Origin of the sequence: Streptomyces sp. NPDC002698 (assembly GCF_042888945.1) — a bacterium.
Taxonomy (GTDB): Bacteria; Actinomycetota; Actinomycetes; order Streptomycetales; family Streptomycetaceae; genus Streptomyces.
This window is the reverse complement of sequence record NZ_JBIAQM010000026.1, coordinates 36,917-51,661: the sequence shown is the minus strand read 5'-3', so window position 1 is coordinate 51,661 and position 14,745 is coordinate 36,917. Positions and strand designations below refer to the sequence as shown.

General features: G+C 72.1%; 14 protein-coding genes and 1 riboswitch. Of the genes, 8 read left to right on the top strand and 6 right to left on the bottom strand.

Annotated elements, in window-relative coordinates:
* Positions 1–29 precede the first annotated feature (29 nt).
* The gene (locus ACFYW9_RS29330; protein WP_389156377.1) at positions 30–1,154 is read left to right on the top strand and encodes an LLM class flavin-dependent oxidoreductase; all 1,125 of its coding nucleotides are present in this window, start codon (positions 30–32) and stop codon (positions 1,152–1,154) included.
* Positions 1,155–1,183: 29 nt separating this feature from the next.
* On the opposite strand, the gene ACFYW9_RS29325 is transcribed toward ACFYW9_RS29330, so the two are convergent.
* Complete coding sequence (locus tag ACFYW9_RS29325; RefSeq protein ID WP_389156374.1) at positions 1,184–1,618, bottom strand: MerR family transcriptional regulator; 435 nt, start codon at positions 1,616–1,618, stop codon at positions 1,184–1,186.
* A gap of 68 nt (positions 1,619–1,686) precedes the next feature.
* Here ACFYW9_RS29325 and ACFYW9_RS29320 point away from each other — a divergent pair, with 68 nt between their 5' ends.
* From ACFYW9_RS29320 to ACFYW9_RS29310, 3 genes are all read left to right on the top strand, one after another.
* Complete coding sequence (locus ACFYW9_RS29320) at positions 1,687–2,919, top strand: MFS transporter (RefSeq protein ID WP_389156370.1); 1,233 nt, start codon at positions 1,687–1,689, stop codon at positions 2,917–2,919.
* Between the two features lie 263 nt (positions 2,920–3,182).
* Positions 3,183–3,644, top strand: coding sequence for an SRPBCC family protein (locus tag ACFYW9_RS29315; protein ID WP_389156366.1), 462 nt, complete (start codon positions 3,183–3,185; stop codon positions 3,642–3,644).
* A 137-nt stretch (positions 3,645–3,781) separates the two neighbouring features.
* Positions 3,782–4,369 (top strand): DUF4383 domain-containing protein, encoded by a 588-nt coding sequence (locus ACFYW9_RS29310; RefSeq protein ID WP_389156357.1) that lies wholly within the window; start codon positions 3,782–3,784, stop codon positions 4,367–4,369.
* Between the two features lie 87 nt (positions 4,370–4,456).
* Here ACFYW9_RS29310 and cimA read toward each other — a convergent pair whose 3' ends face one another.
* Positions 4,457–6,088, bottom strand: coding sequence for a citramalate synthase (gene cimA / locus ACFYW9_RS29305; RefSeq protein ID WP_389156354.1), 1,632 nt, complete (start codon positions 6,086–6,088; stop codon positions 4,457–4,459).
* A gap of 251 nt (positions 6,089–6,339) precedes the next feature.
* On the opposite strand from cimA, the gene ACFYW9_RS29300 reads away from it, so the two are divergent.
* On the top strand, positions 6,340–6,546 hold the full coding sequence (locus ACFYW9_RS29300; protein WP_389156351.1) for a hypothetical protein: 207 nt from the start codon (positions 6,340–6,342) through the stop codon (positions 6,544–6,546).
* A gap of 29 nt (positions 6,547–6,575) precedes the next feature.
* On the opposite strand, the gene ACFYW9_RS29295 is transcribed toward ACFYW9_RS29300, so the two are convergent.
* Entirely contained in the window at positions 6,576–8,153 is a 1,578-nt protein-coding gene (locus ACFYW9_RS29295) for an acyl-CoA carboxylase subunit beta (protein ID WP_389156348.1), read from the bottom strand.
* A gap of 528 nt (positions 8,154–8,681) precedes the next feature.
* On the opposite strand from ACFYW9_RS29295, the gene ACFYW9_RS29290 reads away from it, so the two are divergent.
* From ACFYW9_RS29290 to ACFYW9_RS29280, 3 genes are all read left to right on the top strand, one after another.
* The gene (locus ACFYW9_RS29290) at positions 8,682–9,089 is read left to right on the top strand and encodes a hypothetical protein (protein WP_328443567.1); all 408 of its coding nucleotides are present in this window, start codon (positions 8,682–8,684) and stop codon (positions 9,087–9,089) included.
* A 267-nt stretch (positions 9,090–9,356) separates the two neighbouring features.
* Positions 9,357–10,874: an FAD-dependent monooxygenase gene (locus tag ACFYW9_RS29285; protein ID WP_389156344.1), complete on the top strand. Its 1,518-nt coding sequence runs from the start codon at positions 9,357–9,359 to the stop codon at positions 10,872–10,874.
* 85 nt (positions 10,875–10,959) lie between these two features.
* Positions 10,960–11,718, top strand: coding sequence for an alpha/beta fold hydrolase (locus ACFYW9_RS29280; protein ID WP_351873986.1), 759 nt, complete (start codon positions 10,960–10,962; stop codon positions 11,716–11,718).
* A 127-nt stretch (positions 11,719–11,845) separates the two neighbouring features.
* Here ACFYW9_RS29280 and ACFYW9_RS29275 read toward each other — a convergent pair whose 3' ends face one another.
* The 3 genes from ACFYW9_RS29275 to ACFYW9_RS29265 form a co-directional block, all read right to left on the bottom strand.
* The gene (locus ACFYW9_RS29275; protein WP_389156340.1) at positions 11,846–12,709 is read right to left on the bottom strand and encodes a bifunctional 5,10-methylenetetrahydrofolate dehydrogenase/5,10-methenyltetrahydrofolate cyclohydrolase; all 864 of its coding nucleotides are present in this window, start codon (positions 12,707–12,709) and stop codon (positions 11,846–11,848) included.
* 21 nt (positions 12,710–12,730) lie between these two features.
* Positions 12,731–12,817: riboswitch (ZMP/ZTP riboswitch) on the bottom strand.
* Positions 12,818–12,873: 56 nt separating this feature from the next.
* Positions 12,874–13,758, bottom strand: coding sequence for a 3-hydroxybutyryl-CoA dehydrogenase (locus tag ACFYW9_RS29270; protein WP_389156337.1), 885 nt, complete (start codon positions 13,756–13,758; stop codon positions 12,874–12,876).
* Positions 13,755–14,744, bottom strand: a complete 990-nt coding sequence (locus tag ACFYW9_RS29265) for a 3-oxoacyl-ACP synthase III family protein (RefSeq protein WP_389156335.1) — start codon at positions 14,742–14,744, stop codon at positions 13,755–13,757. Before ACFYW9_RS29265 ends, ACFYW9_RS29270 begins: the two co-directional genes overlap by 4 nt.
* Position 14,745 lies beyond the last annotated feature (1 nt).

Sequence of the window (14,745 nt, the reverse complement as noted above, 5' to 3'; positions counted from 1 at the left end):
CATCGGTGTGATGGTTGTGCAATCGGGTCATGGACAGGGACTTGGACAGGGACTCGACGGACCCCGGATCGTTTCGGCTCGGACTGGCGCTGGAGGGCACGGGCTGGCACCCCGCCTCGTGGCTGCTGTCGTCGGTGACGGATGCCGAAGAGGTCTTCAGCGGCGGCTACTGGACGCACTGGGGGCGCGCGGCCGCGTCGGGCGGCATCCACTTCGTCACGCTCGAGGACGGCCTGAGCCTGCAGAGCGACCGGTTCGGTACCGCCGACCAGGCCCGTGACCGGGTGCGCGGCAGACTCGATCCCGTCGTCACCGCGGCACTCCTGCTGGCGACGACGGACATCGGCGAGGTGGTGGTCTCGCGCAACGTGACGCACACCAACCCGTTCCACGTCGCCGCCCAGATGGCGTCCTTGGCGGCCGTCGGGCCGGGCCGGGTGACGTGGCGGCCGCAGGTCTCCGCCGACGCGCGCGACGCCGCGGCGGTCGGCGGACCGGCGACGCCCCGGCTGCGGCCCGAGGACGTGTACGTCCCGACCCGCATCGCGCGCCGGCTCCGGGATCTGTTCCGTGACGCCGAGGACTACGTGCGAACGGTGCGCGAGCTGTGGGGGACGTTTCCCGCCGGGAGCCTGGGTTCCGGGGACACGTTCCTGCGCCGGGACATGGTCGCCCCGTTGCGGCTCACCGGGACGGAGAGGTACCCGGCGGCCGGCCCGCTGACCGTCCCGACGCTGAGCACCCCGAAGGTCGCGGTGCTCGCCCACCATGCCCTGGAGCCGTACCGGCTCGCCGCCGCCGTCGCGGACCGGGTCTTCGTGACTCCCTCTCAGGAACATCCGCTCCCCTCGCTCCTGACGGCGTTCCGGGAGATCGAGGGGCTGACGCCGGACGCCGGCGAAACCGAGGTGTACGCGGACGTGGCGGTGGTCCTGGGCGACACCGACGAGCACGCGAAGGCCAGGCTGGCCCGGCTGGACGAAGCCGCCGGTCTCCTCTGGGCACCGGACACGCACGTGTTCGTCGGAACCGCGGACCGCCTCGCCCGGGAACTCGCCCGCTGGCGCGAACAGTTCGGCCTGAGCGGGGTCCGGCTGCGCCCCGCGGTGCTCTCGGACGACGGTGACAGGATCGTCCGCGAGCTCGGCCGGTGAGGAACCCGCCTCAGGCGCCGGGCAGTTGATCAGGCGTCGCGCGGTTGGTCAGGCGCTGCCCAGCTGACCGGGTGCGGCGGGGCCTGACCGGGTGCGGCCGGGGCGCGGTGGCGCTCCACCTCGGCCAGGTACTCGGTCATCGCGTTCCGGTTGCGGGTGAGCACCTCGATCCGGTCGGTGAGCTTGTCCCGCTCCGAGGTCAGCAGCGCCAGCATCTCCGGGGTCGCGTCCGGGAAGTGGATGGACCTGGGCTTGTCCAGGCACGGCAGGATCTGCTTGATGAGCCGGGTCGACAATCCCGCCGCCAGCAGACCGCGTATCTGCTTCACCCGGTCCGCGTACCGCTCGTCGTAGTCACGGTATCCGTTGACCGACCGGTCCGGCACGATCAGGCCCTGCTCCTCGTAGTACCGCAGCAGGCGCCGGGACACCCCCGTCGCACGGGACAGTTCACCGATCCGCACACGCCGGAGACTAGCCGTCCGGCCCGGGCTTGACCATCACATGAGTGTGAGGGTTTCACGATCGGCGCATGACGACCACAACAGTCTCCGCGACAAGACGTGATGTCCTGCCCTGGTCCGCGCTGCTGGCGCTGGGCACCGCGGTGTTCATCACCAGCCTGACCGAGACCCTCCCGGCGGGCGTCCTCCCGCAGATGTCCTCCGCTCTCGGCGTCGGCTCCGGTGCGGCCGGCCAGAGCGTCACCGTGTACGCCGCCGGTACCGCCCTCACCGCCATACCGCTGGCCGCCGCCACGGCGGGAATGCGGCGCAAGCCGTTGCTGCTGGGCGCCATGGCCGTCTTCCTGGTCGCGAACACGCTCACCGCCGCCGCGCCCGGCTACGCGGTCCTGCTCCTCTCACGGTTCCTCGCCGGAGTCGCCGCCGGACTCGCGTGGGCACTCCTCGCCGGATACGCGCGGCGTATCGCGCCTGCCGGCCAGGAAGGACGGGCCATCGCGATCGCGATGACCGGGATCCCGCTGGCGCTGTCGCTGGGTGTTCCCGCCGGGACGCTGATCGGGCAGCAGATCGGATGGCGCGTGTCCTTCGCCGCCGTCTCGGTGCTCACTCTCGCCGTCCTCGGGTGGATCACGTTCGGCGTTCCCGCCGTCGGCCGGGCGGCGTCCGCAGCCGACGGGCCGAAGCCGACCACCCGGCAGACGCTCCGGGTCCCCGGGGTCGCCGCCGTCATGGTCGTCGTCGTGACCCTCGTCCTCGGCCACACCGTCATCTACGCGTACATCGCGCCGTACCTGTGGCATGCCGGCCTCGGCACCGCGGCGGACGCGATCCTGCTGGCCTTCGGCATCGCCTGCCTGGCCGGCATCTGGTACACCGGCCGCCACATCGACCGTCGTCCTCGCGGGCTCGCGCTGACCGCCGCGACGCTGTTCACCCTCGCCACGGCCGCCTTCGCCGCCACCACGGCACAGGCCGTCGTCTGGGTCGCGGCCGTCGCGTGGGGTCTGGGCTGGGGCGCCGCGCCCACGCTCCTGCAGACCGCGGCCGGTCATGCCGGGACACGGCGCGGTCCGGCCGTCGCCGACACCGCGCAGGCCATCCTCGTGACCCTGTGGAACACGGCCATGGCACTCGGCGGCATCATCGGCGGTCTGCTCCTGCAGCGGGTCGGCGTCACCGCCGACGCCGTCGCCGCGGCAGGGCTCGGAGTCCTCAGCCTGGCCGTGATCACACTCACGCGAAAGCACGCCTTCGCGCCGGCGGAACGGGACCACGCCGTGGCGCGCGCGAACGCGTGACCGCCGGTCGAGGGGCGCCGTCGTGCCGACGGTCGAAATTCGCCCCCAGAGGTGCCGGCGGCGCGGTGACGGCGCATGAAGCAGAACGCACTCCTTCGTCGAGTTCGTCGAGCGTCGTATCGCTGTCCACCCGCCCCCGGAAAGGCCCGCCACCGCGTCGTGCGCCCCATCCGCTGCATCCGCTCCGCGTTCCCCTCGGGAATCCAGGTGGGTCTCCCGCACGCGGGACCTCCGCAGCTGCGGCTCAGTGAAAGGCACGTTCCATGGTCGAAGTCGAACGCACGCTCACCCTGCGCCACCCTCTGCCGGACGTGGTGGCCTACCTGGCCGACTTCTCGCACGCGCAGGAATGGGACCCGGGCACGGTGAGCTGCCGTCCGGCCAGAGCCGGCGCCCCCGTCGCCAAGGGCGCCGAATGGCTCAACGTCTCGGTGTTCCGCGGACGGCGCACCGAACTCCGCTACCGGCTGGTCCGGCTCGAGGACCTGCGCCTGACCTTCGTCGGGCGCAATCGCACGGCCACCTCCACGGACGACCTGACCTTCCGCGAGGAGAACGGCGCCACCCTTCTCACCTACCGGGCGCGTATCGACTTCCACGGCCTGGCCCGGCTGGCCTCTCCGTTCCTGCGCGGGGAGTTCGAGCGCCTGGGGGACGGGGTGGCCCGCCGGATGCCGCAAGCGGTGGACAGCCGCCTCGGCTCCGGCGGGAAACCCACGGGCTGATCCCGCCGCCGCGGGAAGGCGGTGCAACCGTCCGGCGGCTTCCGGCGGAACAAGGGGGTGAAACGTGGGAAAAGCGAGAGAAAAGGGGCCGCTGTCGCGGGCCTCTCCGCCGGTGCCGGTATGCGAAGGGACGAGCGATGAAGCTCCAGGACGAACTGCCCGTCGACCACCGACTGGGCGCCGTGTACCGATGGGGCGCCGCCTTCTGCGGCGTGGTCCTGCTCGTCTTCGGCGTTCTCGGCTTCGCCGACGCGCTCAGTCCGTTCGACACCGCCGGGCAGAACATCGCGGGCATGTCGACCAACGGCGCCCTCAGCCTGATCTCCGTGCTGGTCGGCCTGGCCCTGATCGTCGGCGGCGTCATCGGCGGGAACGTCGCCTCCACGCTCAACATGACGGTGGGAACCTTGTTCCTGCTCAGCGGATTCGTCCACGTCTTCATCCTGGACCGGCCCGCCAACCTCCTCGATTTCGGCATGACGAACGTCGTCTTCAGCTTCGTCATGGGGCTGGTGATCCTGACCTTCGGCATGTACGGGCGGGTGTCGAGCAAGCTGCCGCACGACAACCCGTACTGGCGGCGCCGTCACCCCCGCGAGGCCGCCGAGGAGTCTCTCGCCCGGCGCAGGCGGCCGGCTCCCGCGGGAACGCTGCCGGCCGGTACCCGCCGGACCGCCGCCCTGCGGGGGCCGGCCGGGTCTCCCGGCCCGCGGGACAGCCGCTGAGGGATGCCGGCGGGGCGGCAGGCTGCCGCCCCGCCGCCCGCCCCGGACTCCCGCCGCCGGATCGCTCCGCGAAGGGCCCGGGGGCGGTCAGTCGACGGGCTCGACGCCCGCTCGCAGCAGGCCGTAGGTGTACGCGTCCTCCAGTGCCTGCCAGGACGCGGCGATGACGTTGTCCGCCACCCCGACCGTGGACCACTCCCCCGTGCCGTCCGTCGTGGAGATCAGGACCCGGGTGGTGGACTCGGTGCCGTGCCTGGCCTCCAGGATGCGGCCTTTGTAGTCGACCACGCCGAGGCGGGCGAGCTGCGGGTAGATCTGTTCCAGGCCGACGCGCAGGGCGCGGTCCAGGGCGTTGACCGGGCCGTTGCCCTCGGCGGCGGCGACGATGCGCTCGCCCTTGGCCCACAGCTTCACCGTGACCTCGTTGGCGTGGCTGCCGTCGGGGCGGTCCTCCAGGATGGCCCGCCAGGACTCGACCTGGAAGTAGCGCAGCGGTCTGCCCTCGACCTCCTCGCGCAGCAGGAGTTCGAAGGAGGCGTCGGCGGCCTCGTAGGTGTAGCCCTTGAGTTCGCGCTCCTTGACCCGCTCCACGACCCGGCCGACCAGTTCGCGGTCGCCGCCGAGATCGATGCCGAGCTCCTTGCCCTTGAGCTCGATCGAGGCGCGGCCGGCCATGTCGGAGACCAGCATCCGCATGGTGTTGCCGACCTGCTCGGGGTCGATGTGCTGGTAGAGGTCCGGGTCGACCTTGATCGCGGAGGCGTGCAGGCCCGCCTTGTGGGCGAAGGCGGAGACACCGACGTAGGGCTGGTGGGTGGAGGGGGTGAGGTTGACGACCTCGGCGATGGCGTGGGAGATGCGGGTGGTCTCGCGGAGCTTGCCCGCGGGCAGGACCCTCATGGCGTACTTGAGTTCCAGGGCGGCGACGACGGGGAAGAGGTTGGCGTTGCCGACCCGCTCGCCGTAGCCGTTGGCGGTGCACTGGACGTGGGTGGCGCCCGCGTCGACGGCGGCCAGCGTGTTGGCGACCGCGCAGCCGGTGTCGTCCTGGGCGTGGATGCCCAGCCGGGCCCCGGTGTCCGCCAGGACCGTGGAGACCACGGCCTGTACCTGCGCCGGGAGCATGCCGCCGTTGGTGTCGCACAGCACCACCACGTCGGCGCCGGCCTCGTGCGCGGCCCGCACCACGGACTTCGCGTAGGCGGGGTTCGCGCGGTAGCCGTCGAAGAAGTGCTCGCAGTCCACGAACACCCGCCGCCCCTGCGCCACCAGGTGCGAGACGGTGTCGCGGACCATCTCCAGGTTCTCCTCCAGCGTGGTGCGCAGCGCCAGCTCCACATGCCGGTCGTGCGCCTTGGCCACCAGCGTGATCACCGGGGCGCCGGAAGCCAGCAGGGCCTTGACCTGGAGGTCCTCGCTCGCCTTGGCGCCGGGCCTGCGGGTCGCGCCGAAAGCCACGAGCCGGGCGTGCCGCAGGTCGAGTTCGCTCTGCGCGCGGGCGAAGAACTCGGTGTCGCGGGGGTTGGCGCCGGGCCAGCCGCCCTCGATGAAGCCCACCCCGAAGTCGTCCAGGTGCCGCGCGATGGCCAGCTTGTCCGCCACGGTGAGGTTGATGCCCTCGCGCTGCGCGCCGTCGCGCAGCGTCGTGTCGAAGACGTGGAAGAGATCGTCGAGTCCACCGGTGGTGTTCCCGGTGCGTTCGCTCGCGCTGATACTCATGCCGACCATCTCCTGTTCGGGATCTCGGTCCACCGGGATGACCGGCTGCACCGTCCATCTATGGCCCCTCGCGCTCGCTTCCCGGTCGAGGATGGGCACAGAGGCGGGCCGGGAGGAGGGTGGTGCGCGTCGGGGTCAAGGCTTCTCCGTCGCTCTTCGAGCGCTTCTCGTTCGCGGCCGTCCATCGTGGCTCCCAACACCCGTGGTGCCGCCCGCCCTTGAGGCGGTGGGCGGCAACCGTCCGGAGAGTCATGTCCCCTCGTGCCGCCGCCCCGGAGCCCGTCGTCGCGTCCCCCGTCGTGTCCGTCGCCGTGTCCGTCGTCGCGTCCGTCGCGGGCGGGAAGGCCGCCGGGTCCTGCGTTCCGATCGCCGAGCTGGTGCGGCGCCGTTCCCGGCATCGGCTGCGGTTGCTGCGCCGGGGGCTTCGGCGGGGACTTCGGCAGGGGCCGCCCGGCTGAAGGGTGACCAGGCGGGCCGGCCCGGTGTGTCATTGTGGCTGGTTGCCGTGTTTGCGGGAGGGCTGTGCCACGTACTTGGTGCGCAGCACGGCGAGTGCGTCGATGAGTCTGGCGCGGGTCTCGGCGGGGTCGATGACGTCGTCCACCAGGCCGCGTTCGGCGGCGTAGTAGGGGTGCATGAGCTGTTCCCGGTACTCCTTGACGCGCTGTCCGCGGGCGGCCTCGGGGTCGTCCGCGGCGGCGATCTCGCGCCGGAAGACGACGCCTGCGGCGCCCTCCGCGCCCATCACCGCGATCTCGTTGCCGGGCCACGCCAGTGAGAGGTCCGAGCCGATGGAGCGGGAGTCCATGACGATGTAGGCGCCGCCGTAGGCCTTGCGCAGGATCACCTGGACGCGGGGGACGGTCGCGTTGCAGTAGGCGTAGAGGAGTTTCGCGCCGTGCCGGATGATGCCGCCGTGTTCCTGGCCGACGCCGGGCAGGAAGCCGGGCACGTCGACCAGTGTCACGAGCGGGATGTTGAAGGAGTCGCACATCTGCACGAAGCGGGCCGCTTTCTCGCTGCCCTTGATGTCGAGGACTCCGGCGAGCGCGGCGGGCTGGTTGGCGACGATCCCGGCGACCTGGCCGTCCAGCCGGGTCAGGGCGCACACGACGTTGGGTGCCCATGCCTCGTGCACCTCGAAGAAGTCGCCGTCGTCGACGAACTCCTCGATGACCGCGCGCATGTCGTAGGCGCGTTTCTCGTCGGAGGGCACCAGGTCGCGCAGGGCGGGGGTGAGCCGGTCGGGCCGGTCGGCGCCGGGCTCGGACGGTGGCTGTTCGCGGTTGTTGGCGGGCAGGAAGGAGAGCAGGCAGCGGACGTCGGCGAGGCAGCTCTCCTCGTCGTCGTAGGCGAAGTGGGCGACTCCGGAGAGGGTGGTGTGGGTGTCGGCGCCGCCGAGTTCGTCGTGGCTGATCCTCTCTCCGGTGACGGCCTGTACGACGTCGGGTCCGGTGATGAACATCTGCGAGGTGCCGCGCACCATGAACACGAAGTCGGTCAGGGCCGGGGAGTAGGCCGCGCCGCCCGCGCAGGGGCCCATCATCACGCTGATCTGCGGGATGACACCGGAGTTGCGGACGTTGCGCTGGAAGATGCCGCCGTAGCCGGCGAGCGCGGTCACGCCTTCCTGGATGCGTGCTCCGGCGCCGTCGCACAGGCCCACGATCGGGGCGCCCGCGGTGGCGGCCATGTCCATGATCTTGTGGATCTTCTCGGCGTGGGCCTCGCCGAGGGAGCCGCCGAAGATGCGGAAGTCGTGGGCGTAGGCGAAGACGACCCGGCCGAAGACCCGGCCCCAGGCGGTGACGACGCCGTCGGTGCGGGGGCGTTTGTCCTCCAGGCCGAAGCCGCTGGCCCGGTGTCTGCGCAGTCCTTCGATCTCGGTGAACCGGCCGTCGTCGAAGAGGAGTCGGAGGCGCTCGCGGGCGGTGAGCTTGCCCTTGGCGTGCTGTGCCTCGGTGGCCTTGTCGCTGGGTCCTCGGCGCATGTCGGCACGTACGGCCTCGAGTTCGGCGACCGTGCCGCGCCGCGGCCCGACCGGTGTGTCGTCCAGGGCGGTCATCGAATTCCTTCCGGCCGTCGTGATCACCATCCGTCTGATGGGCCGAACGCCAGCGTCCGTCAGGTCACTCGAAGCCGGTTGGAGCGTCGGACGACGATCGCCGCGGACACGCCGGGCGCTCCAGCGGCGCTCGAGGTCGCGTCGAGTGCGGCGTGCGACGCTCGCGGTCGTGAGCTCCGATGTGGACGGTCATGAGCCTTCTTGGAGCACCGAAGGGCCCGCCGGTGTCCCCACCATCCCCCGAGGGCGCCGGCGGGCTTCCCGCCCGTCCGCCGCCGAAGGAGGCCGGTGTGGCCGAAGCGGTCGGTGCGGCTGAAGCGGTCGGTTCCGGTGGTGGCGTCGTCGGGATTCGGTCGTCTTGGCGTCTGCGGTCATGCCGTGTGAGCTGTGGCTTCATGGGCACAGGCCACCTCATGGCGCATATTGGCGCCATTAACGGCTCACAGTGATGCCAAATATGTGCCACAGTGGAGCCACGGAAACGGAGCGACGCCGGGCACGGCGTACGACACGAAGGAGCCCCCCACCATGTCCGTCACCCTCAGCGACCAGGACAAGCTCACCCTGCGCACCGCCGCCTACGGCGCCGTGACGCTGATGGCCGCGGCCGCCGGCGCCGACTCCCCGCACAAGGTGGCCACCCAGGGCAGCATCGCCCTGACCACCGGCACCGGTCTGGTCGGCCACGTGCTGGCGGAGAAGTCCCCGGTCGGGGACCTGAGCGGCAAGTCCGCGGCCGAGATCGCCGACCGTGTCCTGCCCGCCCTGACCGCCGCCGTGCAGCTGCTGAAGAAGCAGGCCCCCGAGGAGGCCGACAACTTCCGCAGCACCGTCCTCGTCGCCGTCGAAGCCTCCGCCCGCACCTCCAAGGGCGAGCCCGGCCCCACCCTCACCGCGACCGCCGGCAAGATCACCGCCGCTCTGGACGCCGCCTGACACACCGGCCCGGTACCGGTACGCCTTCGGCACCGCTTTCCGCTTCACCCCTGGCTCCGCCGGAGAACGCTCCGGCGGAGCCTGCCGTCTTCGCGCACCGCCTCGTGTCCCGCCGGCGGGACACGAGGGGCCGGCCGGCAGGACGCGGCAAGCCCGCCCGTGAACAGCCGCCTGCCGGCGCCGGGTTGTCTTGAACCGCCGCGTCGCGTGCGTGAGCGTGGAGGTCATCCAATGCCGTGACAGGCGCAGCGGAAAGAGGGGGCACACGTGGGACACACCGGCACGGACACGGATGTGGTGATCGCGGGCGCCGGGCCCACGGGCCTGATGCTCGCCTGCGAACTGCGGCTGGCGGGCGCCGACGTGATCGTGGTCGAGCGGCTCGCGCAGCGCTCGGACGAGTCACGGGCCGGCGGGATCCACTCCCGCACCCTGGAGATCCTCGACCAGCGCGGCGTCCTGGAACGCTTCCTGGCGGAGGGACAGCTGCAGCCGGTGGGCCACTTCTCCGGCCTCTACCTCGACTTCGACGAGTCGGAGTCGCGCCACCCCTACCCGCTGATGATCCTGCAGTCCGCCATCGAGCGGCTCCTGGAGGAGTGGGCCGTGCAGCTCGGCGTGCGAGTGCGCCGCGGATGCGAGGTGAGCGGGCTTCGCCAGGACGAGAGCGGCGTGAGCGTCGAGGTCGGCGGGGCGCGGGAGGTGCCCGCGACGCTGCGCGCCCGCTACCTGGTGGGCTGCGACGGCGGGCGCAGCACGGTGCGCAAGCTGGCGGGCATCGGCTTCCCCGGCACCGAGGCGACGATGACGGCGCTGATCGGCGACGTGGAGCTGCCCGGTCTGGGCGAGGACTACGTCTGGGTGCGGCGCACCGCGGGCGGCGACTACTCGGCGATCGCGTTCGAGCCGGGCTGGCACCGGGTGATCACCTCGGAGTTCGACCGGGTCGCGGACCGCGACGAGGAGGTGACGTTCGAGCGGCTGCGGGAGTCCCTGGTCAGGGTCGCGGGCACCGACTTCGGCATGCGCAACCCCCGGTGGGTCTCCCGGTTCAACGACGCGGCGCGGCAGGCCGACCGGTACCGCAAGGGGCGGGTGCTGCTCGCGGGCGACGCGGCGCACATCCACTTCCCGGCCGGCGGGCAGGGGCTGAACATGGGCGTGCAGGACGCGGTCAACCTCGGCTGGAAGCTCGCCGCGGTGGTGCGCGGCCGGGCGCCGGAGAGCCTGCTGGACACCTACCACGCCGAGCGGCACCCGGTCGGGGAGCGGGTGCTGCACAACACCCGGGCGCAGTCGGCGCTGGTGCGCCCCGGACCGCAGACGGACGCGCTGCGCGAGGTGTTCGGCTCCCTGATGGTGTTCGACGAGGTCAACCAGTACCTGCGTCATCTGCTGACGGCGCTGGACATCCGCTATCCCCTCGACGGCGACCACCCGCTGGTGGGGCGCCGGGTCCCGGACGCCGATCTGAAGGCGTCCGACGGCGCCACCCGGGTCCACGAGCTGCTGCGCGCCGCCCGCCCGGTCCTGCTCGACCTGTCCGGCGACGCGGCGACGGCGGCCGTCGCCGCGGGCTGGGCCGACCGCGTGGACGTCGTCGAGGCGCGCGCCGAGGACGAGCAGTGGATCGTCCCCGCCCTCGGCGAGATCCCCGCACCGGACGCGCTCCTTGTCCGCCCCGACGGCCATGTCGCCTGGGCGGTGGCGGCCGGCACCCCGCCCGATGCCGCCGCGCTGCGGGCCGCCCTCGAAGCCTGGTTCGGCCCGGCCCTCGAGGGCTGAGCGGCCCTGCCCGAGACGAACGGCCGGCCGGTCCGCCCACGGCGGGGCCCGGCCGTGACGACCCTACGAAGGGAACACACCGACAGTGAACAGCACGTGGTTGCGACGCTTCACCACGACTGCCTCGAAGGGACCGCGGCTCGTGTGCTTCCCGCACGCGGGGGGCTCCGCGACGGCGTTCAAGGACCTGGCGCGCATCCTGCACCCGGACGTCGACGTGGTGTCCGTGCAGTATCCGGGCCGCCAGGACCGTTACCGCGAGGAGCCGTTCACGGCCCTGGAGCCGCTCGCCGAGGCGGTGACCGAGGAGCTGGCGCGTGAACTGGTCCCGGACGGGCGGCCGTACGCCCTGTTCGGGCACAGCATGGGCTCGCTGGTGGCGTTCGAGACGGCCCGGCGGCTCGCCGAGCGTCGACTGCCCGCCCCGCGGCGGGTGTTCTTCTCCGGCCGGGGCGGTCCCGACCTGCGCGACAGCGCCTACGACCTCTACGACGACGCCGACATGCTGGCCGAGGTGCGCCGGCTGGGCGGCACCGACCAGTCGATGCTGGAGGACCCCGACATCCTGGAGCTGGTGCTGCCGGCGCTGCGGGCCGACTACCGCATCCTGGGCACCTACCGCGGGCCCCTCGGCGGCAGGCCGCTCACGTCCCCGGTGACCGCCCTGATCGGGGACAGCGACCCGATCGCGACGGTCCAGGACGCCCGCACCTGGCGGGAGCACACCACCGGCGACTTCACGGTGGAGGTGTTCCCCGGCGGGCACTTCTACCTCTTCGACCAGCTCGACCGGGTCGCCGCCGCCGTCACCGGGGGACTGTTCACCCGGGCCGCCGCTTCCTGAGGGGCGTCCCGCAGGTGCCGCGGACGGGGGGAGGGGCCCGGGGCGACCCGGGCCCCTCCCCCCGTCCGTGCCGAAGCCGGGTCAGCAGGTGAGCCGCTCGTCGTCCGCGCCGGGCCTCAAGCCGTCCTCACCGGCCGAGCCCGAGCTGGTCGAAGGCCGCGTCGACCGTCTGGGCCAGCAGGACCGCGATGGTCATGGGCCCGACCCCACCGGGAACCGGCGTGATCAGGCGGGCACGCGTGCGGGCCGTGTCGAAGTCGACGTCACCGACGTTGCCGGGGTTGTATCCGGCGTCGATCACGACGGCCCCCGGCTTGACGTCCTCGCCGCGGATGAGCCGGGGCCGTCCCACGGCCGCCACGACGACGTCCGCCTCCCGCACGGCCGCGGCCAGATCGGCCGTACGGGAATGGCAGTAGGTGACCGTGGCGTCCCGGGCGAGCAGGAGCATGCCGACGGGCTTGCCGAGGATCGCGCTGCGGCCCACGACAACGGCGCGGCGGCCCGCGAGCTCGACGTCGTACTCGTCCAGGAGCCGCATGATCCCGCCCGGGGTGCACGACGCGAAACCGGGCAGTGCGAAGCTCATCGCCCCGAAGGAGCTCATCGTGACCCCGTCGACGTCCTTCTGCGGCGCGATGGCCTCGAACGCCGCCCGCTCGTCGATGTGAGGGCCCACGGGGTGCTGCAGCAGGATGCCGTGCACACCGGTGTCCTGCGAGAGGGACCGGAGAATCTCCACCAGCTCGGCGGTCGTCGTGGTGGCCGGCAGGGCGACGAGCCGGGACTCGATGCCCGCCTTCGCGCAACGGGCCCGCTTCATGCGGACGTACGTCACCGAAGCCGGATCCTCCCCCACCAGCACGGTTGCCAGGCAGGGCCTCACGCCCGTGCGCCGCGCGAGCTCTGCCGCCCTGTCCGATGTCTCCTCGACGATGCGCCGGGCGGGGCCGGTGCCGTCCATGAGCTGGGCTGTCCGGGTCTGGGACATGGTCGCCTCCAGGCGTCGCTGACCACTCGCCCAGGCGCACGGCATCGACCGATTCGTCAGACCGCTCCCCGGTGGTGCTCCACCTCAGCGCCAGTCACGGCCCGCGCATCACTTTAGTGGACGCCTTTTCCGCCGGTCGTGAACGGAGGATCAAAGATGTCCGCTCAGGCGTAGGTGTGAAAGCCCCGGCCGGACTTCTTGCCCAGCAGTCCGCCCTCGACCATGCGCAGCAGCAGCGGCGGCGGCGCGTACAGGGGCTCCTTGAACTCCTCGTACATGGCCCGGGCGATGGAGACGGTGGTGTCCAGGCCGATGAGGTCGGCCAGGCGCAGCGGGCCCATCGGATGCGCGCAGCCCTGCACCATGCCCTGGTCGACGACCTCGGCGCTCGCCAGTCCCGACTCGACCATCCGGATCGCGGACAGCAGGTAGGGGAACAGCAGGGCGTTGACGAGGAAGCCCGCCCGGTCCGGGGAGACGATCGGTTTCTTGCCGAGGGTGTCGCGGACGAAGGCCAGGGCGCGTTCGCCGGCCGTCTCGTCGGTCAGGACGGAGGGGACGAGCTCGACGAGGGGCAGGGCGGGCACCGGGTTGAAGAAGTGGATGCCCAGGACCTGGCCGGGGCGGCGGGTCGCGGCGGCGAGCCGGACGACGGGGAGGGAGGAGGTGTTGGTCGCCAGGATGGCGTCCGGGTCCTCGACGGTCTTGTCGAGGGTGGCGAACAGGTCCCGTTTGAGCTGCTCGTCCTCCTTGACCGCCTCGATGACCAGCTGGCGGTCCGCGAGGTCGGCGAGGTCGCGGGTGAAGGACACCCGGGCCAGGGCCGCGTCGCGTTCGGGCGCGGTCAGTTTGCCCTTGGCCACGCCGCGCTCCAGTGATGCGGCCAGCCGTCGCGGCGCCGTCTCCAGGGATGCCTCGGAGAACACCGCGACCTTCACGTTCAGTCCGTTCTTGGCGCACAGTTCGGCGATGCCGGTGCCCATGATGCCGCTGCCGGCGACACCCACCCGCTCGATGGCGGTGGTGGCGCTGTGTGTGGACGTGGTCATGCGGGGGTCCCCCAGTTCAGAAGTGTCGCTCCGATCGACATGCCGCCGCCGAATCCGGCGAGCAGGACCAGGTCCCCCTGCTTGAGCGCGCCGGTGCGGCTCGCCTCGTCGAGGGCGACGGGGACGGAGGCGCTGCCGACGTTGCCGTATCGGATCAGCGTGCGGTGGGTCTGTGCGGCGCCCAGTCCGGTGCGTTCGACGACCTCGCCGAGCATCACGCCGTTGGCCTGGTGCGGTACGAAGTGGTCGACCGCGCCGATGTCGACGCCGGCCCTGCGGGCCAGGGCGAGGAGGGCGGGCGGGACGTGTTCGGCGACGAAGTCCCGTACCCCGCGGCCGTCCATCCTGAAGTAGTGGGCGCCCTCCGCGACGGTCGCCGCGGACGCCGGTCTGCGGCTGCCGCCGGCCTCGACGCGGATCAGATGGTGCGCGTCGCCGCGGCTGGACAGGTCGGTGGCGATGATCCCGTACGGGTCGGGGACCGCGCCGACGACCGCGGCGCCGGCGCCGTCGGCGAACAGGATGGCCGTGCGGCGGTCGGTGAAGTCCAGGATCCGGGAGTAGACGTCCGCGCCGATCACCAGCACCCGGGCGGCCGGGTTCACGGTCACCAGGCTGTGGGCCAGCGCCAGGGCGTAGACGAAGCCGCTGCACACGACGTTGATGTCGAGGCAGGCCGCGCCGTAGGCGCCCAGGCCGTGCTGCACCAGGTAGGAGGTGGGCGGCTGCGGGAAGTCGCCGGTGGAGGTCGAGACGATGATGTGGTCGATCTGCTCCGGGCCCAGCCCGGCCTGCTCCAGCGCGCGTTCGGCTGCCTTCAGCGCCAGGTCGGAGGTCGCCTCGTGTTCTGCGGCGTAGCGCCGGGACTTGATCTGCGTCTTGCGCTCGATCCACTCCGCGGTGACGCCGACGCGCTCGGCGACCTCTTCGTTGCCGACCTCGTGCTTGGGCAGGTAGGAGCCGGTGGAGAGTATGCCGATGCCCATG